The following is a 25436-nucleotide window of genomic DNA, read 5'->3' as shown; positions in this document are numbered from 1 at the left end:
CGGGCCTCGCCCCGCAGGCCGCGCGGGCCCGAGCCGGGAAACGCCTCTGGAGAGAGGCGCGTTCGCCTGCCTTCCGGGCATCCGGGCCACGGAGGACCGGTCTCCTTAATCGAACTTGCGTTCCCGCAGCCCGACGCTCGAAGATGACATGTTCCGGATCTTTACCGGATCATACTGATTCTTGGGGGTCGGACGTGCACAGAGCACGCCCGCTTGCCGCGATCACGGCATTCGTCCTGGTCGCGCTAGCATGCACAGAACAGGTGGCAACGGCCACCGCATCATGGTCGACGGCGACACGGGCCGTCGACGCCGGAAGCCGTCCCGGTCAGCAGTGGGGCACCGCCGAGGGCCGGGGGCACCTGGCTTCAGCGGCCGCCACCGAGGCGTCCGCGCCGGGCGGCAGAGCCGGGGCCCTGACCGCGCCGGGCGAACTCGGCCGGGAGAGCGGCCTGTCGGAAGCGGCGCTGCCGGCTCCGGCCGAGCCGCCCGCGATGGACGAGGCCAGGCGCGTCGCCCCGCCCCGTCCCGCGGTCGTCCCCGGGTTCGACAGCGAGACCAGCAGAGAGCTCCCCGGTGACCGCGAGGAGCGCGCCCGCACCTTCGCGAACCAGGACGGCTCGTACACCACCCGGTTCTACAACGAGCCGGTCAACTTCCGTACCCGGCAGGGCACCTGGGCGGCGATCGACACCACGCTCACCAAGCCGGACGGGCCCCGTGCCATGAGCGGCACCGGCGATGTCTGGGCACCGCGATCCACCGGGTCGGCCGCTGCCTTCGCCGAGTACGCCGACTCCGCTCCGCTCGTGAGCCTGGAGGTCGGTGAGGGCCTGACGGTGGGCTACTCCGTCGCCGGCGCGGCACGTACGCGGGGGCAGGTCAGCGGCAGCACCATCAGCTATCCCGGGATCCGCCCCTCCGCCGACCTCGAACTCCTGGCCGGAAACGACTCCGTCAAGGAGACCATCGTCCTGCACGACGGGGAAGCGCAGACCGAGTGGCGCTTCCCCTTGGAGCTGAAGGGCCTGACGGCGCAGCTGGACACCCACGGCGGCGTGCTCTTCGTCGACGCCGCCGGGAACCGGCGCGCATGGATGCCCCGCGGCTGGATGGCGGACTCCCGGGTCACCGGGAACGCGGGCGAAGGGGCCCTGTCGGACGGAGTGACCTACGGCCTCGACCAGGAGAACGGCGGCCAGGTACTGACCCTGTCCCTCGACCGGTCCTGGCTCTCGGCTCCCGAGCGGGTCTTCCCGGTACGCGTGGACCCGTCGGTCAAGTCCTTCACCGCCTCCTCGGGCACCTACGTCCAGCACCCGTACAACACCAACTTCTCCACGGACACCGTCCTCAAGGCCGGAACCTATGACGCCGGAAAGCACAAGGCCGCGTCGTTCCTGCGGTTCAACGGCGTGGAGTCGGCTCTCAAGAACGCATGGGTGCTGAGCGCGAACCTCGCCCTGTACAACACCTGGTCCTACTCCTGCACCGCCCGGCCGGTGACCGTCCACCCGGTCACCTCGAACTGGGCCGAGTCCACCACGACGAAGTACCCCGGTCCGGCGACCGGTGCCGCCCTCGGCTCCAAGAGCTTCGCGCACGGCTGGCGCCCCGGCGGTACCAACTCCTGGTCCTGCGGCCCGGCCTGGGAGAGCATCAAGCTCGGCTCCGCGGGCCGACAGCTCGTGGACGACTGGACGCACGGCCGCAAGAAGAACTACGGGCTCGCCGTCAAGGCCTCCACGAGCGACTCCAGGGCCTGGAAGCAGTTCGGCTCCGACGACTACCCGAACGGCAAGCCCAGCCTGGACATCACCTGGACCAAGTACGGCGCCACCTACAAGCTCGGTGAGTTCACCAAGCCCGTCACCGCCACCTCCGAGGGCGCGATGAAGGTCACCGTCACCAACCAGGGCCAGCAGACCTGGCCCAAGGGCGGCAACCTCAAGCTCCGGTACAACCTCTTCGACGCCGCGGGCAAGGAGATCACCGACTCGGCGAAGATCCGCTGGACACCCATGCCCAGCGACGTGGCACCCGGCAGGAGTGTCACCCTCGACGCCAGGATCGCCCCGCTGACTCCTGCCACGTACACCCTCCAGTGGACGATGGACGACGTGGGCGTGACCCGCTTCACGAGCCAGGGCGTTCCCGCGCCTGCCGTGAAGTTCTCCGGAGTCAACATCCCTCCGCAGCTGACCGCGGAGTCCCCGGCCAGCGGGGTCGTTCTGGACAGCCTCACTCCCACCCTGTGGGCGAACGGCACCGACCCCGACCGCTACCCCAAGGCGCTCCAGTACCAGTTCGAGGTCTGCGAGGCCGAAGGCAAGGACACCCGGAAGAACTGCCGGACCGGGACCCGTTCGGCCGGCAAGCAGTGGGCCGTGCCCGACGGCTGGCTCACCTGGGGCAGGACGTACGCCTGGTACGCCTATGTGTACGACGGCGCGGCCACCTCGGCTCGCCCCGGCCCCGCCCTGCTCAGCACCGAGGTGCCCCAGCCCGGCGTCACCAGCCATCTCGGCGGATCCGACTCCGGCCGTGAGTTCGGAGCCCGAGCGGGCAACTACACCACGGCGGCCACCGACGCGGCCGTGACCACGGTCGGCCCCGAACTGGCGGTCACCCGCACCTACAACTCCCTCGACCCCCGGACCGACGGCGCCTTCGGCGCCGGCTGGTCCACCCGCTGGGACGTCAGACTGCGCGAGGAGGCCCGGACCGGCACGGTGCTGATCACGGCCGCCGACGGCTCGCAGTCCCGCTACGGCGAGACCCAGGGCGGCGGCTACGCAGGGCCCTCCGGCTCCACCAGCAGGCTCGCCCGCGAGCACGACGGCTGGGTGCTGCGCGACCGCTCCGGCGCCACCTACCACTTCGCCTCCTCCGGTTACCTGATGCGGATCGTCGACGGCGCCGGCCGCGGCCAGCGGCTCCACCGCGCCGACGAGGACGGCGGGCCGCTGTCCCGTGTGGTGGACGAACTCTCCGGCCGCAGTATCTCCTTCACCTGGCACGGAGGCCGGGTCTCGGCCGTCACCACCAGCCCGGTCGGGCCCGGCTCACCCGGGCTGACCTGGACCTACACATACACCGGTGACCGGCTGACCACGGTCTGCCCACCGGGCACCACGACGGCCTGCACCTCCTACACGTACGAGGACGGCTCGCTCTACCGGTCCGCCGTGCTCGACTCCAACCCGATGTCGTACTGGCGGCTCGGCGAGTCCGAGGGCTCCACCGCCCGCAGCGACGTCCCCTCGCGGACCGGGTTCAACGACGCCGTCCACCGGGATGTCATCCTCGGCTCCGCGCCCGCGGTCGCGGGAACCACCGACACCTCGGCCGGCTTCGACGGCACCGACTCGGTCGTCGAACTCCCCGACGACACCCTCCAGGCGTCCGCCTTCGCCTCGGTCGAACTGTGGTTCAGGACCACGAAGCCCGGTGTCATCGCCACGCTCCAGGACACCGAGATCGGCCAGCGGCCGACGCGCTGGAGCCCCTACCTCAGTGTCGACGGATCCGGGCGGCTGCGCGGGCAGTTCTACACACTGGAGCACGCGGGGACCAAGCCCATCGTCTCCGCCTCCGCCGTCACCGACGACACGTGGCACCACGCGGTGCTCACCAGCGCAGGGACGACCCAGACCCTGTACCTCGACGGGGTCAAGGTGGGCAGCCTCACGGGAACGGTCCAGGCGCGCGACGACCAGTTCGCCTACCTGGGCGGAGGCTGGGCCAACCAGGGCTGGTCGGCCCTGCCCGACGGCACCCACCACTTCCAGGGCTCCCTGGACGACGTGGCGGTCTACGGCCACGCCCTCGACGGCGCGACGGTTGCCGAGCACTACGCGGCACGCACCGCCTCCGGCCGGATGACCACGTCCGTGCTGCCCTCCGGACGTACCCACGCCACGGTCGACTACGACCCGGTCACCGGACGGCTGACCAGCACCACCGACGAGAACGGCGGCGTCTGGAAGGTCTCCGGCGAGGAGTACAGCAGCGGCTCCGCCGCCTATGCCGAAGCGGTCCTCGCCAACAGCCCGGCCGGGTACTGGCGCCTCGGCGAGCGCAGGGGCGCCACCGCCCGGAGCCGGACGGGCGACGACGCCGACGGCTCCTACCAGGGCAGCGTCGCACTCGGGCTGCCCGGCGCGTTCGCCGACGGTGACGACACCTCGGCGGGCTTCGGCGACGACGGCTACGCCGAGATACCCGGCGACCTGCTGCGCCAGGGCACCGACCTCGCGGTCGAGCTCTGGTTCCGCACCGCCAAGCCCGGTGTCCTGGTGGGCGACCAGTCCGCCGAACTCGACGGCGCCACGGCCGCGTCCGGCTCCTGGACGCCCTTGCTCTACGTGGGCAGCGACAACAAGCTGCACGGCAAGTTCTACGTCAACGCCGCCTCCACGGGAACCCCGCTCGCCTCCACCACGACCGTCACCGACAACGAGTGGCACCATGCGGTGATCTCCGCCTCGGGGAGCACCCAGACCCTGTACCTGGACGGAGTCAGGCAGGGAACCTTCACCGGAAAGGTGAATCACCAGTCCAACACCCGCACCTACATCGGCGGCGGTTTCTCCTCCACCGCCTGGCCCGCCTCCCCGGGCGCCGCCACCCGCTTCCCCGGGCAGATCGACGAGGTCGCCGTCTACGCCGGGCCGCTCGACGCGGCGTCCGTCACCCGCCACTTCCGGGCCCGCAGCGGCCTGGTCCACGGCAACGGCACCCAGTACCGGGGCGCGGTCGTCGGCGACGGCCCGGCCGCCTACTGGCGGATGGACGAGACCACCGGCGCCACCGCGCGCAGCGAGACCGCGGGCGGCGCGAACAACGGCACCTACGACAAGGCCGTCCTCGGCGGAACGGGGGTGTTCGGCACCGGCGACGGCACCTCCGCCCGCTTCACCGGCGCCAGCAGCCTCCGCTTCCCCGCCCAGTCCCTGGCCAAGGACACCAGCCTCGCGGCAGAACTCTGGTTCCGTACAACGAAACCCGGCATCCTGCTCGCCTTCCAGAACCAGCCGCTCGGCACCAAGCCGACCTCCTGGCGCCCCGTCCTCAACATCGACGAGGCGGGGAGGCTGCGCGGAGAGTTCTGGCTGAGCGGCGTCACCGGTGCCACCCCCATCACGTCCTCCACGGCCGTCACCGACAACGAGTGGCACCACGTCGTGCTCAGCGGATCGGACGACATCCAGCACCTCTACCTCGACGGCGTCCGCATCGGCGAACTGAAGGGCAGGATCGCCGACCAGGCCCTCGCGTACAGCTACCTGGGGGCCGGCTTCGGCAGCTCCGGCTGGATGGGCGTTCCGGAGGGCACGTACTACTTCACCGGCGACCTCGACGAGGCCGCCCTCTACGACCGCCCTCTCACCGCCGAGCAGGTCGCCGACCACTACCGGGCAGGCACACGCAGCAGCACATCGGCACTGGCGTCCACCGTCACGGTCACCGATCCGGCCGGCGGGCACACCACGACCAGCTACGACGCCCTGCGCGGGCGCCGCAAGCTGGCGGTGACCGACCAGGAGGGCGGCACCACCACCTACACGTACAGCACGGGAGGCTTCCCGCACACGGTCACCGACCCCAACGGGCACTCCGTGATCACGGGCCACGACGCCCAGGGCAACCCGGTCTCCCGCACCACCTGCCGGGACGCGGACTCGTGCTGGACCTCGTTCGCCTCCTACCACCACAGCCCGGACGATCCGCTGGACCCACGCAACGGCAGGGTCCTCTCCGAGTCCGACGCCCGCTCCGCGAGCAGCGGTGACACCCGCTTCCGCACGGACCACACGTACAACAGCCTCGGTCTGCGCACCTCCACCCGGCTGGCGGACGGCCGCACCGGCACCACCTCCTACACCACCGGCGCCGAGGACGCCGTCGGAGGCGGCAGCACCCCGGCCGGACTCGTGGCCGCCACCACCACCGCCGGAGGGGCCGTCACCCGGTACGCCTACTACGCGGGCGGCGACCTGGCACAGGTCACCTCACCGTCCGGGCTGATCACGCGGTTCACGTACGACGGCCTCGGCCGGAAGGCCTCCGAGACGCAGGTCTCCGACAGCTTCCCCGCCGGAGTCACCACCCGGTACACCTACAACGAGCAGTCGAAGGTGGTCACCGAGACCGGCGCCGGGGTCGAGAACGAGATCACCGGTACGACCCACACCGCCCGGATCAGCCGCACCTTCGACCCCGACGGCAAGCTCCTGACCGAGTCCGCGCAGGACGTCACCGGAGGCGACGCCGAGCGCACGACCAGCTACCACTACGACGCGTTCGGCCGGCCCGACCGGATCACCGACGCCGAGGGCGGCACGTCCTCGTTCGTCCACGACGGCCTGGGACGCACGGTCGGCGAGACCGACGCCCTGGGCACCACCCGGGTCCACACCTTCACCCCCCGCGGCATGCACGCCACCACGGTGCTCGAGGACTGGACCGGTGACCCGTCCGGCGGGACCCGGGACCTGACCCTGGTCTCGAACGCGTACGACCCGGCCGGACGGCTCGCCGCCTCCACCGACGCGATGGGGGCCACCACGGCGTACACGTACTACGACGACGGGCTGCCCGCACAGGTCACCGCCCGGCAGGTCCGTCAGGCGGACGGCAGCCGCAGGGACGTCGTCCTGCAGACCACGGCCTACGACGCGGCCGGACACCCGACACGGCAGACGGCCGGAGGCGGCACGACCGTCGTCACCCACACCGTGGACCCGACCGGACGCACCACGCGGAGCGTGCTCGACCCCGAGGGTCTGAACCGGGTGACCACCACCGCCTACGACGCCGACGACCGCGTCACCGAGCAGAGCCGCACCATCGACGACAGCGGCCGGAAGCTGACCGGCACCACCGAGTACGACAGCGCGGGCCATCCCGTGCGCGCCTCCGTCACCGACGGCACCGGCCCGGCACGCACCACCGTCAGCACCTTCGACCAACGGGGGCTGCCCCTGAGCACCGTCGGAGCCCGCGGTACCCCGGCGGGGGCCGACGCGGCGGCGCACACCACCACCTACCGCCACGACGCTCTGGGCCGGCTGGTCGAGAGCAAGGCACCGCCGGTCCAGGCCGAGGAGGACGGAGCCGCCGCGACCACCGTCCGGCCCACCGTGGTGACCGGATACAACACCTTCGGGGAGGAGACGGCCGTACGCGATCCACGGGGCCACGTCACCCGTACCGAGACCGACCGGCTCGGCAGGGCGACCGCGGTCACCCTGCCCGCCTACACCCCGCCCGGTGCCGACGGCCCGGTCACCGCCGTCAGCCGCACCGGCTACGACGCGCTCGGCCGGACGTCGACCGAGACCGACGCACTGGGCCGTACCACCCGCTACGGCTACGACCAGCTGGGCAACCCGGTGCAGCGGACCGATCCGCCCGCGGGAACACCCCGCGGGCTGGAGCAGCCCGGGCCCTTCGACGAGGCGCCGAACACCACCCTCGACGGAGCCGGCGTCGCCCGCTTCACCTGGACGCCCACGGGCCTGCAGCTGTCCGCGACGGACCCCACGGGTGCCCGCACCGAGGCGACCTACGACGAACTCGGCCGCAAGCTGACCGGGACCGTCGTCGAACGCCGCCCGCAGCAGCGGAATCTGACCAGCCGCTACACCTGGGACGACGCGGGTCGTCTGACGGCCGTCACCACTCCGGCGGGCCGGACCACGACCACGGCCCACAACCCGGCGGGCGAGCCGCTGACCGTCACCGACCCGGCGGGGGCGGTGACCCGCTTCGCCCACGACGGCCTCGGGCGTCGCACCGGGACGACCGACGCCACCGGCCGCCGGAGCACCGTCGAGTACGACGTGCTCGGCAATCCCACCCGGGTGTCCGACCACGGCACGGGGGGCGCCGCGCTGCGATCGGTCCGCAGCGCGTACGACGCCGACGGCAACCTGACCATGTCCGAGAGCGCCACCGGCGCCCGTACCACCTATGCCCCCGACGCCCTCGGCCGCACGACCCGCATGGTCGAGCCGGTGGGTGACGGGGAAACCGTGACCACGTCCTTCGGCTACGACGCGGCCGGCAACCGCACCCGTCTCACCGACGGCCGCGGAGCCACCACCCGCTACACGTTCACCACCTGGGGGCTGCCCGAGTCCACCGTCGAGCCGGCGACCGCGGCCCACCCCGCCGCGGCCGACCGCACCTGGACCGTCGGCTACGACGCCGCAGGCCAGGACGTCACGGAGATCCTGCCCGGCGGGGTCAAGCGGGTCCGGACCCACGACGGTCTCGGCCGTCTGGTCCGCGAGACCGGCTCCGGTGCCGAGGCGGCGACCCGCGACCGCGCACTGGCGTACGACCTCGCCGGCCGCCTCACCGCTTCCGGCTCGGCCGACCTGCTCGCACTCGACACCTACACCTACAACGATCGCGGCCAGCTGCTGTCCAGCGACGGACCCTCCGGGCGTTCCTCGTACGTCTACGACGACGACGGTCTGCTGACCGCGCGGTCCGACGTCAACGGGACGACCAGCTTCGGCTACGACGGAACAGGACGTCTCGACTGGACCAACGACCCGGCCACCGGCACCCAGACCTGGACCGACTTCGACCCGGCCGGCCGCATCAGGCTGGAACAGCATGCGCGCCGGTCCGCCGACGACGGGAGCTGGGCCGTGGAGGCACGGCGCAGCTACGGCTACGACCCTCTCGGCCGCCTCACCGAGGACCGCACGACGAGCGGTGACCAGAGCAGGGAGATCGTCCGGCTGGACTACGCGTACGACGACAACGACCTCCTCGTGCGCAAGGAGACCCACGGCACCGCAGGAGCGGGTACGGAGACCTATACCTACGACGATCTGGGCCGGATGACCTCGGCCACCGACGGTTCGGCCACCACCTCCTACGAATGGGACGCGGCGGGCAACCGCACCAGGGCAGGTGGGACGGCGGCCCGGTACGACGAGCGCAACCGCATCCTCGACGACGGCACCGCCACCTACCGGCACACGCCGCGCGGCACCCTGGCCGGCGTGCGGACCGGCGACGGACCGGAACGCGCCCTCGCCTTCGACGCCTTCGAGCGCAAGGTCGAGGACGGCACGACCGCCTACTCCTACGACTCGCTCGACCGGATCGTGCGCAGGGGGGACACCGCCTTCCAGTACGACGGCGGCTCCCAGGACCTGGTGTCGGACGGCAGCACGCGCTACACACGGAACCCGGGAGGCTCCCTGATCGCCGGCACGACCGGCGACCGGGCCCAGCGCCTGATCACCGATCAGCACACCGACGTCGTCGCAGCACTGTCCGCCGACGGCACGGAGGTGTCCGGCTCCACCGCCTACGACCCGTTCGGCCGCCCCAGGGCCCGCACGGGCAGCAGCCCTGCCCTGGGCTTCCAGTCCGGCTACACCGACCCCGACAGCGGAGACGTCAGCATGGCGGCCCGCTGGTACGAGCCGGGTACCGGAGGCTTCTCCTCACGGGACACCTGGCTGCTCGATCCCACCGCCTCCGCGCAACGGGCGAACCGCTACTCCTACGGTTTCGGATCCCCGTTGAACGGCACCGACCCGAGTGGGCACGCCTTCCCGCTGGTCATCGGCGCGGTCGTCGGCTGGAAGGCGCTCGGCTGGGGAGTCTTCGGCACGACGGTGGTCGGCGGCGGCGCGCTGGTGCTCGACAAGCACCAGCGTGCCCAGGCCGGCGCCATGTCGAGCAGCTACGCCGGCACCAGCGCCCTGTCCCACTCCCACGCCGACGCGATGGCCGCCGCCATCCGGGCCCAGGCCGCCCGCTTCAGCCGGACCGCCACCAAGCCCCGGTCCGGAAGCGGTTCCAAGGGCGGCGGTGGAGGCGGAGGCGGCGGAGGCGGGCCCCGGTACGTCCCGCGCCACTACCCCCGCACGTATCCCACCTACGGCGGAGGCGGTGGCGGCGGCATCGTCGTACCCGCGGTCCGCGTCCCGGTCCGTCCGCCCGCCCCGCCCATCGACCAGAACCCGAACAACGGCTCCTCTCCCCGCCCCGCACCCGACCGCCCGGCCCCCCGGCCCGACTGGGACCCCAAGGGCAGCGGCTGGAAGCCAGGCAGCGGCTGGGACGCGGTCATGGGCGCACTCCAGATGCTGGATCTCCTCGGCCAAGGCGGCTTCGACCCGCAGGAGAACCCCGACACCCATCCCGCACCGGGCGCCGACCCGGGCGACGGGAGCGACGGCGATCGCAACGGTGACTGCAGGGGAGCCTGGGGCGGCTGGAGGAAGTACGCACCCGTCGACACGTTGCACGGGAACCGGGCAACGGGAGTCGAGGCATGTCTTGACCAGGCATTCATCAATGCCAACCCCGGGACCGCCACCAAGACTTCCGCGATCGCCCCGCCCGCCTACACCTGGGCAGCGATCTTCGCCTCGGACCACGGGAACCGGCCCGCGAAGTTCTGGCGAAACGCCTGTCACCTGCTGGGGAAGCAGCTCAGCGGTGATGGTCTGCGCTACGACAATCTGGCCACCTGCTCCAGGTCCGCCAACGCGGCACCGATGGACCAGCGCGACCCCGGACAGCACCCCAACATGGTGTTCTACGAGAACCGGGTGAAGGCGGCAGTCGACGCGGGCCAGGTGGTTCACTACAAGGTCACACCCGTGTACGAGGGGAATCGGGTGGTCCCGGTCAGTTTCCGTATGCAGGCGCGCGGGGTGACGGCCACCGGCCGGCCGGGCATCGAGTTCGACCAGCACGTGGAGAACACGATGTACGGATTGAACGAAGGACGCTTCTACAATCTCGGACGAGAGGTCCCGGAGGGCTACAGAAAATGACGGATCCCGTTGAGCAGCTGTCCCAGGTGCTCGTCTCCTACGGAGGCGAGATCGGTGACGACGTCGACTGGACGGTGGTCGAGGCCGCCTACGGCACGGCGTTCCCGGAGGACTACAAGAGGTTCGTCCAGCGGTTCGGGAACGGCACGATCGAGGGCGCGATCGGGGCGATGATCCCGGTCGTGACCGACGACAGGACCACGCGGAGGGTGAGCCGCCTGCCCGACCGGGCGCTCGCCGATCCGGCGTTCCGGCGATGGGCCGATCCCGACCACGCACGGAAGTACCGTCTCGACCAGATCCTCGTGTGGGGCGAAACGGACAGCGCCGACACACTCGGCTGGATCACCACGGGCGCCGATCCCGACGAGTGGCCCGTGGCCGTGTACCACCGGGGTGATGCGGCGTGGATGGTCCACCACTGCGGTATGGCCGAGTTCCTCGTCGGACTGATCCGCGGGGAGTTCCCCGAATGCCCGATCAGTGACGCGTCGCTCGTGGGTGCACAGGGGCTTCGCTTCCTGCACGATCGCGAGGAGGAACGCCTGGCCGGACTGGGCGTCTACCCGTGGGACGAGGACTGAGGTCCTTCCCGCAGTCCCACTGCTGATACGGCGCGCCCGCAGAACGGGACCGGCCCGGGGCACCTGAGCCCCGGGCCGGTCCTGTTCCGCCACCCGCGTGCCGGGGTCTCCGCCGCGAGGCCCGGAGCACGGGCCCCGGCAGGGCCCGCCTGCGGGCGCGGGTCGGGTCGGCCTCGCGTCCCGGTCCTCCCGCCCTGCCCGCCCACCGGCCGGAACCCGGACAACGGCTCCTCTCCCCGTCCCGCACCCGACCGCCCGGCCCCTCGGCCCGGCTGGGACCCCGAGGGCAGCGGCTGGAGGCCCGGCATGCTTCCGGGTACCCAGGGGAGCGACGAACGCACAGATCGATGAGTTGAAGGTTCATATTGCGGCCCTCAACGCAATACCGCACTACTGGTCTCCCAAGGGGCGGGTGTCACCGAAGTCGGAGCAGATGGGCGTCTTGCGCAACGGCAAACCGCTGAGTCTGCAGGAAGTCGCCGAGCAGTACAAGGCCCGCCACATAGCTCATGTCCGCGGCACACCGTACGAATACAACGGAAAGGTCGCCGGGCATCTACCGGACACCACGTGGTCTGGCAAGTGGAACCCCTACTGCTGGCATCAGCAGGACGGGCGAGTCAACTCTCGCGTCGGCTCATACGCCCAGAAGTACAACGTGGGATACAAACCGACCGGCTTCTTCCACGCAGGGGTTTCCCACGACCCAGCCACCTACACGACGGAGTTGGTGAACGGCTCCGTGAACCCCGGCCCGTACGGGGTCTGTCAGATTTCGCGACCATGAGGAGTCGAACATGCAGATGAGTGAACTTGTGGGCGAGCTCGTGTCCCGGCGTGTACGTGAGTACTTCTCCGAGTCGCCGATCGCCGTCACTCCCCGCCCGACAATTCACCCGCCGGCGAGCATCGGACAGTTGGAGGCGCTGGAACAGCGCGCCGGTCAGGCGATCGAGCTGGACTACCGGGAGTTCCTGACGTTGACGGATGGCCTGGAAGGCTTCCCGTTCGCCCTCCTCGGCTGTCACGACTGGGAGCCGGGTGGTCTGGGTGAGGCCGCCGAGGAGTTCAGGGCGATGCTCGTCGAATGCGGCACACCCGAGGATGTGGGGATTCCACCGGGTGCCGCGCTCCTGCCTGTGGCGGTCAACAGTGACCGCAGCGCGGGAATCCTGCTCATCGACACCGCCGGCTTCGCCGACGAGCGGTTCTGGTTGACAGGGGAAGGGGACAGCTTCTTCTTCCGCACCTTCTCGGATGTCCTCCACCACCTGAGGGACTCCGACGTCTCCGGCCTGCGGGAGACGCTCGACTGAGCAGCGTGAAGGACGTGCCGGGCCCGGGGTCATTCACCCCGGGCCCGGCCGCGTTCTGCCACTCGCCTGCCGGCGGTCCGCCGTGATGCCCGAAGCGCGGGCTCCGCGGGCCCTGTCGGCCCCGCCCATCGACCGGAGTCCGGACAACGGCTCCTCTCCCCGCCCGGCCCCCCGGCCCGACTGGGACTCCGAGGGCAGCCGCTGGAAGCCCGGCAGCGGATGGGACGCGGCCACGGGCGCGCTGCGGATGCCGGGGCCGCGCCGCCCGTGACGTCCGGACCGGACCTCAGGCGACTGCGCCGACGCCCCGTTCGGCGTGGCCCAGGTGGGCGAAGAGGTCCGCCAGCAGTTCGCGGCGGTTGTCCACCAGGTAGAAGTGGTCCCCGGGGAACGCGCGCAACGTGAAGCTGCCGCCCGTCACGTCCGACCAGCATGCGAGGGCGTCCCTGTCCGCCTTCGCGTCCCGGGTTCCGTAGTAGGCGACGACCGGAGTCTGCAGGGACCTCCCGGCGGTCCCCTCGTACTTCCCCACGAGCCGGTAGTCGCCGCGGAGGGAGGGGAGGACCAGGTCCAGGACCTCCGGGTCGCGCAGGGTGTGCTCGGCCGTCCCTCCCAGCGAGCGCACATGCTCCAGCAGTTCGGAGTCCTCGCTGTAGGAGAAGGGGTGGTGCGGTCGGCCGGGTGCGGTGCGGGCCGAGACGAAGAGCGCGGCCGGGCGGGTGCCGTACTCCTCCTGCAGCCGCAGCGCTGTCTCATGGGCGACGGACGCCCCCATGCTGTGGCCGAACAGGGCCAGCGGAGTGCCGAGGAATCCCCGGCAGGCCTCCGCCACGGAGCCCGCCATGTCCTCGATGGAGTCGGCCATGGCGTCGAACAGGCGGTCCTCCCGGCCGGGGTAGCGGACCGCCACGACCTCGACGCCGTCCGGAACGTCGTCCGCCCAACTGCGGAAGAAGCTCGCGGCGCCGCCGGCGTGGGGAAAGCACAGCAGCCTGGTCCGTGGGCTGCTGCATCGCTTGATGGTCCGGAACCATGTGGTGCTGCTCCGGTCTGCCAGAACACTCATACCCGTCCTTGTCGGTGTGCTGCTGCCATGGCGACCCGGGAGCCCGTCCGCCGGGTCGCACCACGGTGGTCCGTGGTCGTGCCGTCGTGGAACCCGTCCGTCGAACGGAGCGCCCGGGTCAGACCACGAGGCGACCTGCGGCGGACTCCCGTGCCGCCCGCGACTTGCGCAGGTCACGCGTGACGACCGCCTTCTGCAGCCAGCGGTCGGTTCCGTCGTAGCGCGCGGTGAAGGCGCGACGGCCGTGCACGGCCAGGTAGTTGTCGACGACCAGCAGGGTGCCCGCGTCGACCACCACGTCCTGCTGCGTCCGCTCGAGCTCCACCACCAGCTCCTTGAGCGCCACCTCCGCTTCGGCGTCACCTTCGGCACAGCGCATGAAGAACGGGTCGATGCGCAGGTACGGGGAGTCCGAGCCGCCGAAGAGCACCGCGACCGGCTCGGGGTTGTCCCGCATCTCACGGACCCGCAGCAGCCCGGGGTCGTCGGGCCGCACCGCGGCCAGCTGACGCAGGTGCTCGTCGTCCGGCAGGATGTAGAACCGCGGCTCGGACAGGACTGCCCGGGCCTCCGCCGACAGCCGCACGTCACGGATCGAGGCAAGGGTCGTCGGAACCCGGTCGTGGTTGCGGACGCCGAACAGGGCGAGGTAGTCGCAGCGGTAGGGGTGGAAGGCGTCCTCGGTGTGCCATTCCAGCAGCACGTCGCTGCCGTGACCGCTCTGCTGGTCCTCCTCGCCGGCGATGGGCAGCACGTTCTGGATCAGGCGCCCGGACTGCAGCGTGGGCCAGCTGAACACCGAGCCGAGGCAGTTTCCGAGGAGGCCGAGGAAGAACTCCTCGCGGCGGGTGCGTCCGGAGGCCGCGGCCTCCGCCCAGCTTCGGGGCGTCGGGCCGACGGCGTCGTCGTCGACGCCGAAGCCGCGCACCAGGAAGGCGGCAGCGGAGTCGTTGAGACGGAACTCCTCCAGGAAGCGCCGCAGTCCGGTCGGCACCCGGGCCACCAGCTCCCAGGCGTTGTCGTGGAAGGCCACCTCGCCGGGGTCGAGCCCGGCCAGGCCCGGGTCGGCGAGCAACTGCTCCAGGGAGGCCGTTTCCTCGGCGGAGAGGTCGTAGCTCGGGATTCCGTGGTACTTGCTCACGGGCGTCTCCATTCTGATGGATTTTGGGGATCGCTGAACCGCACGCGGTGGGGAAGGGGCAGGGGACGGTCCGGGAGCCCGGGGACAGCCCTCAGGCGCCCGCCGGACCGGCTTCTGCGTCCCACCACGGGATGTGGCGGTCGATCGGGTCGATCGGCATGACGGCCTTGAACATGTCGTTCTCCGTGTTCGCCAGCCGCGCGTCGTACGGCTTGCCGACCGCGGCGAAAGCCCGGTGGATTCCCTCGCGCTGCCGGTCGATGGCCTCGGCGTTCCGCTCGAACGTGCTGGCCGGCTGCAGCAGGAAGTAGGTGCGGTCGTCGCCGTGGGTGTAGCGCGGTGATGTCTCCGGATAGCAGGGGGCGAAGGAGACGACGAAGAACAGCTCCCCCTCGATCATCGCGTACCACCTTTCGTCGGGCCGCGGATCGTCGGGGATGTACACGCTCGGGAACATCCCGGTGAGCACCGTGTAGAAGCGCCGCGTCAGATCCACCAGCGCGTCCAGCGTGGCGCCGAGGGACGGGTGCTCGAAGGTGACGACCATGCCGTCCCGTGACGTCTCGGCGGCCGTGCGGAAGAAGTCCGCGACGACCTCGCGGTGCCGGAACAGCTCCTGCTCGACGTCAGCCGTCCGAAGGGTGATTCCGGGCCCCATCTGCGACCGTTTGGCGAAGGGGCAGTACGTCTTCTCCGTGATCCGGGCGAAACTCATGCCGCGTTCACCACCTTGTCCGCCGTGCGGGGAGCCACCGTGGCCCGGCATCCGGCGGCGTAGAGCCACCAGCTGGCCGCCACGAGGGCGATCAGGACGTAGAACATGACGGCGGGGGCGAAGTGCTGCAGCAGGACGCCGCAGATGACCGGGCCCAGGGCGATGCCGACATGGATGAGGTTCTGGGCGCCGAAGTAGCTGCCGCGCAGCTTCTCCGGGGCGATCGAGTCGATGAACGTGAACTCGGCCGGCACCACGATCACCTCGCCGATGCTGAAGACGACCACGGCGATCACGATGACGGCCGCGTTCGTGGACAGCGACATCGCGAGCAGCCCGACGACGAAGGCGCCGGTACCGACGGTCAGCCACTTCATCAGGGTGTCCGGCTTCAGGCGGCTGCCGAGGGCGTACTGGGCGCCGATGACCACGACGGCGTTGGCGGCCGAGACATAGGCGACCAGCCGGTAGGCGGTGTCGCGGTCCTCCACCAGGACGAGGTACTGCGACATGAAGGTCAGGAGCGGCCCGTACACCACGATGCTGAGGATGCCGCCGACGGTGAAGTACGCCAGCCGCCGGTCCGCCCGCAACCTCCGCAGCACGTCGAGGAACCCGGGCTCCTCCTCCCTCTCCGGCTCCTGCCCCGCCGCCGCGGCGGGTGCCGCCGTCGCCGTGCCGGTGGTCAGGAAGCGGCGGCGGAAGAGCACCAGGGGCAGCAGGGACGCGCCGATGACGCCGACGCTGAGGACGAACGGCCCGCCGGCCCCGGCGGCCACCGCGGCGACACCCAGGAACGGGCCCGCCGCGGCGCCGATGTTCTGCAGCGAGTAGCGCAGCGAGAACACCTTGGTCCGGTTCTCCGGCCGCACCAGTTCGGAGATCAGGGCGTTTCCGGCGACCCCCATGGACGAGGAGGCGACATTCGCCAGGATCAGGACCGCGGTGACCGTGAAGGGGTCGCGGACCACCGTGAGGCTGAGGTAGAGCGCCATGATCGCGATGTCCAGCGCGATGACCAGGTTGATCTTCGTGACCCGGTCCGCGAGGTATCCGCCGTAGACGCTCGCCAGCGTGCCGACGAGCACGCTGCCGCCGATCACGTAGCCGATGGCGGCACCGCCCATCCCCACCGTGTCGTACAGGTAGATGGGCATGTACGCGAGGATCGCGAAGAAGCTCAGGCCGCGCGCGGCACTGGAGGCGAGGAGGATCTTCATCGCGAACGGCAGTTCGCGGACCATCGTCAGGAAGTTCTTCATCGGTCCTGCCCTGCCGCGATCGTTTCGAGCGTACCGATGATCGACTCCTTGATTTCCCTGATCCGCGCTTCGTCGCATACGTGCGGGTGGTATCCGATGGTGATGTCGAGCCGCCGCCCGGGGATGACCGTGATGCCGAGCGGGTAGTGGGAGAACCCTCGTGCCCCCTGCGTCCTCTCGCGCACCCGCAGTCCGTCGTTCCCGCTCTCCCGGAGGGAGCCGGCCGGGTAGCTCTGGAAGGCGTAGCAGGTGTCGAACAGCTCCTCTGCCCCGAACAGCCGCTGAATCTCGGTGAGTTCGAGGGACCGGTGCAGAAGCGTCTCCAGCTGCGCCTCGTGCAGCCTCTTCATGGTCCTCCCGATCGGCTCGCCCGGCTCGATACGCACCCGCAGCGGAACGGTGTTGATCAGGAGACCGGCCATCGACTCGACGCCGTCGAGGTCGGCGGGCCGTTCCGAGACCGTGTTGCCGAAGAGCACGTCCTGGCGTCCGGTGAGGCGGCCGAGCGCGATGCCCCATGCCGTCTGGAGGGCCGTGCTGAGGGTCACCCCGGCCTGGGCGCACCGGCGCTGCAGCGCACCGGTCAGCTCCGAGGACAGCGTGAGGTCCGCGGTGCGCAGCGGGACGTCCGACGCGGGCCTGCCCGCATGGACCCGGGTCGGGCCGTCGACGCCCGCCAGGTAGCCGCGCCACGCCGCCACCGCGGCCTCGCGGTCGCACCCCGCGAGCCACGACAGGTAGTCGCGGAAGGGCGGTGCCTGCGGCAGCCGTTCGCCGCGGTACAGGGCGAACAGCTCCTGCCACACCAGCGACGTCGACCAGCCGTCGAGCAGGATGTGGTGGTCGGCGACGAGCAGCCGATGCCGCTCGGCGGCCAGCCGCAGCAGAGTGAAGCGCATCAGCGGCGGCGCCGACAGGTCGAAGCGCCGGCCGAGGTCCGCCGCGAGGATCTCCGCCTCCCGGCGCTCCTGCTCCGCCGGAGCGAGCCGGGACAGATCATGCACGGTCCACGGCACCTCCACCCGGTCCTGCACCACCTGCACCGGGGACCGCAGACCGCGGTGGGCGAACCCGGCGCGCAGGTTGTCGTGCCTCATCAGCAGTGCGTGGGCCGCCTGCCGCAGCCGCCCGGTGTCCAGCGGCCCGTCGAGGTCGAACAGGCTCTGGCTCTGGTAGGGGTCCGGACCCTCGCCCTCGGCGGCGGTGTGCAGCAGGAAGCCCTGCTGCAGCGGGGTGAGGGGCAGGATGTCGCACAGACCGGGGTAGCCGGTCTCCAACTGGTTGACGGCCGACTGCGTGACATCGGCCGGAGCGACGTCGGACGGGGTCAGCCCACCGAGCTCCGGGCGCTCCACGAGGGCCCCGAGCGCTGCCAGGCAGGCTGCCCACCGGTCGGCGAGCGCGCCCACGGCGGCTTCGGTGAACCGTGCGGCGTCCCAGGACCAGACGGCCTCCAGGGCGTTGCCGCCCTCGGCCGGCCGGACGTCGACGCACAGGGCGTGAGCCGTGCCCTCGTCCTCGGGGCGCGCCTCACCGCCGGCGCCGGCCGTACCGGCGGGCAGCAGCCGCAAGCGCACCTGGGACGCCCCGTAGGAGGACAGCCGCTGCGCCGCCGGGTCGGCGAGCAGCGCGGAGTAGCCGCGGCCCGCGTCCGGCACGGCCCGGACCTGCTCCTTGACCCGCTTCAGCAGCCGCGCCAGGTCCCTCGGCTCGGCCAGGGCCCTGTCCAGGTCCGCGACGCCCGGATTGAGCCGCACCGGGTGCGCGGTCGGCAGTCCGGCCGCGGCCAGGTCCAGCCGCAGCCAGGCGCCGGACCCCGGCAGCCGGGAACGGCGCCACTCGACGAGTGCAGGAGCCAGCGCCGCCACCGCGATGTGCTCGGGGGCGCAGCGGTAGAGCCGCGGCAGCCCGGTCAGCAGCCGTCCGGCATCCCTGCCGGCCACCCGCCGGGTGACACGGCCGCGGCCTGCGGCGGGGGAGGAGCCGGACAGCGGGTACTCCGGATCGGGAGTCCGCAGGATCCTCTCCCAGGCTTCGGCAGCCGCGGCCGCGGCCGCGTCGTCGTCCGCCGGGCAGGCCCCGGTGTTCTGCGCGGCGCGGGCCACCAGGGCCTCGACCGTCTGGTCGTGGAACACGTCCCGCGGGGTGATGCGGAAGCCTTCCGCGCGCGCCCTGCTGACGAGCTGGATCGACCGGATGCTGTCGCCGCCGAGGTCGAAGAACCGGTCGTCGGCACCGACCGCCGCCAGGCCGAGCACATCGGCGAACAGCGCCGCCATCGCCGCTTCCTGCGGCGTGGCCGGCGGACGTCCCGCCCGGGAACCGAACTCGGGCGCGGGCAGCTGCCGGGTGTCCAGCTTCCCGTTGGGGGTCAGCGGCAGCGCGTCCAGGACGACGACGGCGGCGGGCACCATGTGGTCCGGCAGCCGTCGTGCCGCGTGGCGGCGCAGCTCGGCGGCGAGGCCCCGGCTGCGATCGGCGGCCTGCGGGTCGTTGGCGAGCCCGCCCAGGGGCCGCCCCTCCGGGTCCGCGGACAGGAACACATCGGTCAGCCCCTGCCCTGCGCCTTCCCCCGGTGCGAGGAACACCGCGTCGAAGCGGTCGCCCTCGGCGGTGTCGGTCCATGTCGGGAGGACGGTGTAGCCGAACCGGGCGCCGATCTCGCACAGGGTCTCCGGGTCGACTCCGGCCTGCGCGCCGGTCTCCTCGATCAGGTCCCGTACGAGCGTGCCGCCCCCGGCGGCCACGCGCCGCGCGGTCGCCGCCCGGGCGCTCACCCGGCCGTTGGGGATGCCGGTGACGCGCAGCGCCCTCGGCCGGGCCGCTGCCAGGCGGGTGCCGATGTCCTCGGTGCCGCTCCACTCCCGCGCAGGCACCTCGGCGAGGGACACCAGCTCCGCTCCTCGCTTGTGCAGGACCACGTCGTAGCGGAAGTCCGTCAGCTCGTTGCGGAAGCGGCCCCGCTTGAGCCGCACGTCCACGCCGGCCACGTCCGGGACCAGCTCGCCGATCCTGGCGAAGAAGGCCGGATCGAGCAGCAACTCGCTCTCCAGCTCCTGCTGGTGGGCGACGAGTTCCCGCGCGGTGGCCAGCGACTCGTCGGCGTGGGCGCCGTCGTGCAGGACGATGGCGGTGACGAAGGCCCGCAGCAGCCGCAGGTTGCGGATGTCGCCGAGCAGGATCCGGCCGCCGGGAGCGAGCAGCTCCATGGCCTGGCGCACCGTATCGGTCAGGTAGCCGACGCCGGGGAAGTACTGCGCCACCGAGTTGATCACCACGGTGTCGAAGGAGGCGGGAGCGAGCGCACCGATCTCATGGGCGGCCATGGTGTGCAGATCGACCCGGTCGCCCAGCTCGCTGCCCTCGATCGCCCGCCCCAGGGTGCTGATCAGGGCACGGGAGAAGTCCACACCGGTGTAGGCGGAGCAGTGCGGCGCGACCGGGCGCAGGATCAGCCCGGACCCGACGCCGACCTCCAGCACCCGGTCCGGCCGCAGGTCCAGGATCCGGCCGACCGTGGCCTCCTGCCACTCGGTCATGTGCGCCAGCGGCAAGGGCTCGTTGTCGTAGCTGGAGTTCCAGCCGGTGAAGTCCTGCTCCACGCCGAGGTCCTGCTGCTCGCTGTAGCCCTGCTCGTGGATCTGGTGCCACTTGCCGACATGCTCGATGTCCTGGGCCGCGCCGTGGGACCGGGACACCACATAGCCGACGAGCTGCTGGTGGCCGGGACTGTCCTCGCGGACGACCACGGCGGACTGGGCCACCTGCTCGTGCTCCTTCAGCACCGCGTCGATCTCACCGGGTTCGATGCGCATCCCGCGGATCTTGACCTGGTCGTCGGCACGGCCGGCGAAGTCCACCACACCGCCGGCGCGCCAGCGCGCCAGGTCGCCGGTGCGGTACATCCGCGTGCCGGCGGGGCCGAACGGGCAGGCCACGAAACGCTCGGCGGTCAGGTCCGGTCGGCCGAGATAGCCGCGGGCCAGACCGTCACCGCTGATGTACAGCTCGCCGACGACGCCGGGCGGCACCGGCCGCAGGGCGGCGTCGAGGATGTACACCCTGGTGTTGCCCAGCGGTCGGCCCACCGGCACCGACGCGTCCTCGAAGCCGTCCGGGCCGCTGCCGCACTCCCAGTACAGGGTGTCGACGGTGGCTTCGGTCGGTCCGTACGCGTTGATCATCCGGCGGCCGGGTGCCCAGGCTGCGGCCAGTGCGGGCAGGCAGGCCTCGCCGGCGACCATCAGGTTGCCGCAGTCCGCGAGCGCGTCCTGGTCCATCCCGCCGAGGATGGTGGGCGAGAAGGTGATGTGCGTCGGCCGGTACCGGGCCGTCACCTCGCGCTGCCGGTCGGCGGACAGCAGCTCGTCGGGCGAGGTGAGCACGACGGTCGCTCCGGCGAGCAGGGTGCAGCACAGCTCGCAGAACGTCGGGTCGAAGTTGATCGAGGAGAACTGCAGGAACCGCGAGCCCTCCTCGAGCCGGAACCGCTCGATGTAGCTGCGGGCGAGGTTGGGGATGCCCCGGTGGGTCACGGCCACGCCCTTGGGGCGGCCGGTGGAGCCGGAGGTGTAGATGACGTACGCCAGATCGTCCAGGCGCAGCTCCGCGCGCCGGTCCTCGTCCGTCGGAGCGTCGTGGCGGTGCCCCGCCAGCTCGGCCGCCGTGTCCGGGTCGTCGAGTTCGAGGCGCGGCAGCTGCTGCACCGCGCCGGGCAGCCTCCCGACGACGTCGCCCGTGGTCAGCAGGATGCCGGGAGCACTGTCCGCGACCATGAAGGCCAGCCGCTCCGCCGGATAGTCCGGGTCGAGCGGCAGGTACACCCCGCCCGCCTTGAGGATGCCGAGCAGTGCGCACAGCAGCTCGGGGCGGCGCCGCATCGCGAGTCCGACCACGTCGTCGCGGCCGATGCCGCGGGCGATCAGCCAGTGCGCGATCCGGTTCGAGCGGCGGTCCAGTTCGGCGAAGGTCAGCTCGGTGTCCTCGTGGACGAGGGCGACGGCGTCGGGAGTGCGGGCCACCTGGTCGGCCAGCAGCTCCGGGTAGGCCGCGCCGGACAGCTCCCGGCCGGTGTCGTTCCATTCCTCCAGGATCGTGCGCCGTTCGGCCGCGTCGAGCACGTCGAGAGACGCCAGCCGGCGGGCCGGGTCCTCGGCCACCGACCGCAGCACCTGCAGCAGCCGTCCGACGAGCGACTCGGCCGTGGACCGGTCGAACAGGTCGGTCGCGTACTCGATCTCGCCGCTGAGCCCGTCCGGGTGCCCGTCCGAGGTGAACCGCTCGGTCAGCTCGAAGGTCAGGTCGAACTTGGACGTGCGGGTCGGCACCACGTGGTGCGCGGCCTCCAGCCCGCCCAGCCGCCACTGCGGGGCCACGTTGTTCTGCAGCACCAGCATGACCTGGAACAGCGGATGGTGGCTGGTGCTGCGGGCCGGGTTCAGCACCTCGACGAGGTACTCGAAGGGCAGGTCCTGGTTCTCGTACGCCGCCAGGTCGGTGGTCCTGACCCGGGACAGCAGGTCGGTGAAGGACGGGTCGCCCGAGGTGTCGGTGCGCAGCACGAGGGTGTTGACGAAGAAGCCGACGTTGTCGTCGACGGCACGGTCGGCGCGCCCGGCGAGGACGGTGCCCAGCGGGATGTCGGGGCCGGCGCCCAGCTTGGTCAGCAGCGTCGCCAGGGCCGCCTGGAGCACCATGAACAGGCTGACGCCCTCGCGCCGGGCCAGCTCCGCCAGCCGTCCGGCCAGCGCGGCCGGCACCTCGAAGGGCACCACGTCGCCGCGGTAGGTCGCCAGCGCAGGTCGGGGACGGTCGGTCGGCAGCTCCAGCACCTCGGGCGCACCGTCGAGCTGACGACGCCAGTGGGCGAGCTGCCGGGCCATCAGGCTGTCCGCCTCGCCGGCCGGGCCGAGGAGCTCGCGCTGCCACAGCGTGTAGTCGCCGTACTGGACCTCCAGCGGCGGTGCCGCGGGCGCCCTCCCGGAGCGGTGGGCGGTGTACGCGTCGCAGAGGTCACGCACCAGCGGGGCCAGCGACCAGCCGTCGCTGGCGATGTGGTGGATGCACAGCAGCAGTACGTGCTCCTGCCGGCCGGTGCGGAACAGGTCGACGCGTACCGGGATGTCGGTGGTGAGGTCGAAGAGGTGTCCCGCCGCCCTGCCGACGGCGGCGGGCAGCTCCGCGTCCGTGGTCTCGTGCACGGTGACGGCGGCCGCGGCCGCCACCGCGGCGTCCGTGGCGGGCACCACCACCTGCTCGGGCCCCGAGGGGCCCTCGGCGAAGCGGGTGCGCAGGCTCTCGTGCCGGCGCAGCAGGTGGGCGGTCGCCGCGCGCAGGGCCGCCAGGTCGAGTTCCCCCGTCAGCCGGACCGCGATCGGCAGGTTGTAGGTGGAGCTGGGGCCCTCCAGCCGGTGCAGGAAGTACAGCCGCTGCTGGGCGTACGACAGGGGCAGCGAGTCGCCGCGGCCCATCGGGCGCACGGCGGGCCGGGCCGGCTCGGCATCGCCGAGCCGGAGGGCGAGGGCCGCCGGGGTGGGCTCGTCGAAGACGGCCCGGATCGGTATCTCGACGCCGAGTTCGGCCCGGATGCGGGAGACGAGGCGGGTGGCGAGGAGCGAGTCCCCGCCGCGGTCGAAGAAGCCGTCCTCGACACCGACTCCGCAGAGCCCCAGTACCTCGCCGAACAGGTCGGCCAGCGCCCGCTCCTGCGCGGTGGCGGGAGCGCGACCGCCCGCGTCCGGGCCGGCGAAGTCCACCGGCGGCAGCGCCCTGCGGTCGATCTTGCCCGCCGGAGTCAGGGGGAACCGGTCGAGCACTCCGATGCCCGCGGGCACCATGTACGCCGGAAGCCAGGCGCCGAGGGCGCTGCGGAGCTCGTCCGGTGCGGGTGCCCGGCCGGGAGCCGGCACGACGTACCCGGTCAGCCGGGCCGCGCCCGGGATGTCCTCGCGCATGACCACGCGCGCCTGTGCGACCTGGGGGAGCCGGCGCAGTGCTGCCTCGATCTCGCCGAGTTCGACGCGGTACCCGCGGATCTTCACCTGCTCGTCCACGCGGCCGACGAAGTCCAGTGTTCCGTCGCCGCGTTGCCGCACCAGGTCGCCGGTGCGGTACATACGGCTTCCGGCGGCGCCGAACGGGCAGGCCACGAACCGTTCGGCGGTGAGGGCGCCGCGCCCGTGGTAGCCGCGGGCCAGACCGTCCCCGGAGAGGTACAGCTCGCCCGTTCCGCCCTGCGCCACCGGCGCCAGACGGTCGTCGAGGACATGGACCCCGGTGTTGCGCAGCGGGCTCCCGATGGCGACGGGCTCTCCGGCGACCACCGGTGACAGCAGCGACCAGACGGTGGTCTCGGTCGGCCCGTAGAGGTTCCACACCGAGGCCGCACCGGCGGCGAGGAAGTCGGCGAGGTCCTGCGGCAGGGCCTCGCCGCCGCACAGCAGCCGAGCCGTGCCCGGGAGTCCGTCCGGCGTCCAGCCGGCCTCCCGCAGCAGCTGCCACAGTGCCGGGGTGCCCTGCACCAGCGTGGGGCGGGCAGCGCCCAGGTACCGGCGCAGCGCCACCCCGTCCACGGCGGTCTCCCGCGGCACCAGGTGCACGACGGCTCCGTTGACCAGGGGCAGGTACAGCTCGAGCCCGGCGATGTCGAAGGAGATCGAGGTGGTGGCGACCACCGTGTCACCGGAGGTCACCTCGAACCGGTCCGACAGGCAGTCCAGGAAGTTCGCCAGCGAACGGTGGGTGACGACGACACCCTTGGGCCGGCCCGTCGATCCCGAGGTGTAGATGGTGTAGGCACCGCGGTCCGGATCCCAGCCGGCGCCGCCCCGCCCTGCCGCTGCCGGGAGCGGCTGCTCCTCCTGCTCGTCCAGGTACAGCACCGCGCCGGGAGCGGCCCCGACCACGGCGCCGAGTCCGGCCGCCGCCTCACGCGTGGTGATCAGCACCCCGGGCGCGGCGTCGGCCACCATGTACGCGAGGCGGTCCGGCGGGTAGTCGGGGTCCAGCGGCAGGTACATCGCCCCGGCCTTGAGGGTGCCGAGAAGCGCGGCGACCAGGTCGGGAGAGGTGGGCAGGAGGATCCCGACGGTCTCCTCCGCGACGATGCCGCGCTCGCGCAGCCGACGTGCCACCCCCTCGGCCCGGTCGTCGAGTCCGCCGTACGTCACGACGGTGTCCCCGGCGACCAGCGCCGGTGCCCGGGGGGCCCGGGCGGCCTGCTCCTCGAACCGGCCGATCAGGCCGGTCGTCGGTTCTGCTCCCTGGGCAAGGGAGGCGGAGTGCTCGAGTTGCGTGGTCATGATGCCGGTTCTCCCGCCTCGCTGTCCCGGCGCACGGGGGCCAGGTCCGTCCAGTGCCGCTCGATGTGCCCGGTGCAGGCCGCCCGCGGCCCGGGGCCGAAGACGGTGTGCCAGCCGGCGGGCACCTCGGCGAAGTCGGGCCACAGGGAGTACTGGCCGGCGGAGTTGCGCAGCACGAGGTACACGCCGGCGCCGTCCTCGAAGGGGTTGGTGGTCGTGCCGTCCATGCCGC

At 71.9% G+C, this 25436-nt stretch carries 9 protein-coding genes; 3 read left to right on the top strand and 6 right to left on the bottom strand.

Annotation, left to right across the window (positions count from 1 at the left end; all coding sequences use genetic code 11):
* The first annotated feature begins 143 nt into the window (after window positions 1-143).
* From ACGF15_RS00825 to ACGF15_RS00815, 3 genes are all read left to right on the top strand, one after another.
* Window positions 144-10820: a LamG-like jellyroll fold domain-containing protein gene (locus tag ACGF15_RS00825; protein ID WP_392796464.1), complete on the top strand. Its 10677-nt coding sequence runs from the start codon at window positions 144-146 to the stop codon at window positions 10818-10820.
* The gene (locus ACGF15_RS00820) at window positions 10817-11404 is read left to right on the top strand and encodes a hypothetical protein (RefSeq protein WP_392796463.1); all 588 of its coding nucleotides are present in this window, start codon (window positions 10817-10819) and stop codon (window positions 11402-11404) included. The genes ACGF15_RS00825 and ACGF15_RS00820 overlap by 4 nt, the downstream gene beginning before the upstream one ends.
* Before the next feature lie 797 nt (window positions 11405-12201).
* Window positions 12202-12720, top strand: a complete 519-nt coding sequence (locus ACGF15_RS00815; RefSeq protein ID WP_392796462.1) for an SMI1/KNR4 family protein — start codon at window positions 12202-12204, stop codon at window positions 12718-12720.
* Window positions 12721-13006: 286 nt separating this feature from the next.
* Here the strand turns inward: ACGF15_RS00815 and ACGF15_RS00810 are convergent, their stop codons facing one another.
* The 6 genes from ACGF15_RS00810 to ACGF15_RS00785 all read right to left on the bottom strand — a co-directional run bounded on the left by ACGF15_RS00810 (window position 13007) and on the right by ACGF15_RS00785 (window position 25431).
* On the bottom strand, window positions 13007-13786 hold the full coding sequence (locus ACGF15_RS00810; protein ID WP_345608409.1) for an alpha/beta fold hydrolase: 780 nt from the start codon (window positions 13784-13786) through the stop codon (window positions 13007-13009).
* 118 nt (window positions 13787-13904) lie between these two features.
* Window positions 13905-14927: a guanitoxin biosynthesis L-enduracididine beta-hydroxylase GntD gene (gene gntD, locus ACGF15_RS00805; protein WP_345608407.1), complete on the bottom strand. Its 1023-nt coding sequence runs from the start codon at window positions 14925-14927 to the stop codon at window positions 13905-13907.
* A gap of 91 nt (window positions 14928-15018) precedes the next feature.
* Window positions 15019-15642, bottom strand: a complete 624-nt coding sequence (locus ACGF15_RS00800) for a hypothetical protein (RefSeq protein WP_392796461.1) — start codon at window positions 15640-15642, stop codon at window positions 15019-15021.
* Window positions 15639-16904, bottom strand: coding sequence for an MFS transporter (locus tag ACGF15_RS00795; protein ID WP_392796460.1), 1266 nt, complete (start codon window positions 16902-16904; stop codon window positions 15639-15641). Before ACGF15_RS00795 ends, ACGF15_RS00800 begins: the two co-directional genes overlap by 4 nt.
* Entirely contained in the window at window positions 16901-25204 is an 8304-nt protein-coding gene (locus ACGF15_RS00790; RefSeq protein ID WP_392796459.1) for an amino acid adenylation domain-containing protein, read from the bottom strand. The genes ACGF15_RS00795 and ACGF15_RS00790 overlap by 4 nt, the downstream gene beginning before the upstream one ends.
* The gene (locus ACGF15_RS00785) at window positions 25201-25431 is read right to left on the bottom strand and encodes an MbtH family protein (RefSeq protein ID WP_362607267.1); all 231 of its coding nucleotides are present in this window, start codon (window positions 25429-25431) and stop codon (window positions 25201-25203) included. Before ACGF15_RS00785 ends, ACGF15_RS00790 begins: the two co-directional genes overlap by 4 nt.
* Window positions 25432-25436 lie beyond the last annotated feature (5 nt).

The organism is Streptomyces sp. NPDC048001, assembly GCF_043203115.1.
Classification (GTDB): Bacteria; Actinomycetota; Actinomycetes; order Streptomycetales; family Streptomycetaceae; genus Streptomyces; species Streptomyces sanyensis.
The sequence above is the reverse complement of the archived record's forward strand: the minus strand, read 5'-3'. Positions and strand labels throughout refer to the sequence as shown.

Excerpts from the sequence above, each read along its gene's own strand:
- ACGF15_RS00825 (WP_392796464.1), top strand. The coding sequence starts at position 144 with ATGACATGTTCCGGATCTTTACCGGATCATACTGATTCTTGGGGGTCG.
- ACGF15_RS00820 (WP_392796463.1), top strand. The coding sequence starts at position 10,817 with ATGACGGATCCCGTTGAGCAGCTGTCCCAGGTGCTCGTCTCCTACGGA.
- ACGF15_RS00815 (WP_392796462.1), top strand. The coding sequence starts at position 12,202 with ATGCAGATGAGTGAACTTGTGGGCGAGCTCGTGTCCCGGCGTGTACGT.
- ACGF15_RS00810 (WP_345608409.1), bottom strand. The coding sequence starts at position 13,786 with ATGAGTGTTCTGGCAGACCGGAGCAGCACCACATGGTTCCGGACCATC.
- ACGF15_RS00800 (WP_392796461.1), bottom strand. The coding sequence starts at position 15,642 with ATGAGTTTCGCCCGGATCACGGAGAAGACGTACTGCCCCTTCGCCAAA.
- ACGF15_RS00795 (WP_392796460.1), bottom strand. The coding sequence starts at position 16,904 with ATGAAGAACTTCCTGACGATGGTCCGCGAACTGCCGTTCGCGATGAAG.
- ACGF15_RS00790 (WP_392796459.1), bottom strand. The coding sequence starts at position 25,204 with ATGACCACGCAACTCGAGCACTCCGCCTCCCTTGCCCAGGGAGCAGAA.
- ACGF15_RS00785 (WP_362607267.1), bottom strand. The coding sequence starts at position 25,431 with ATGGACGGCACGACCACCAACCCCTTCGAGGACGGCGCCGGCGTGTAC.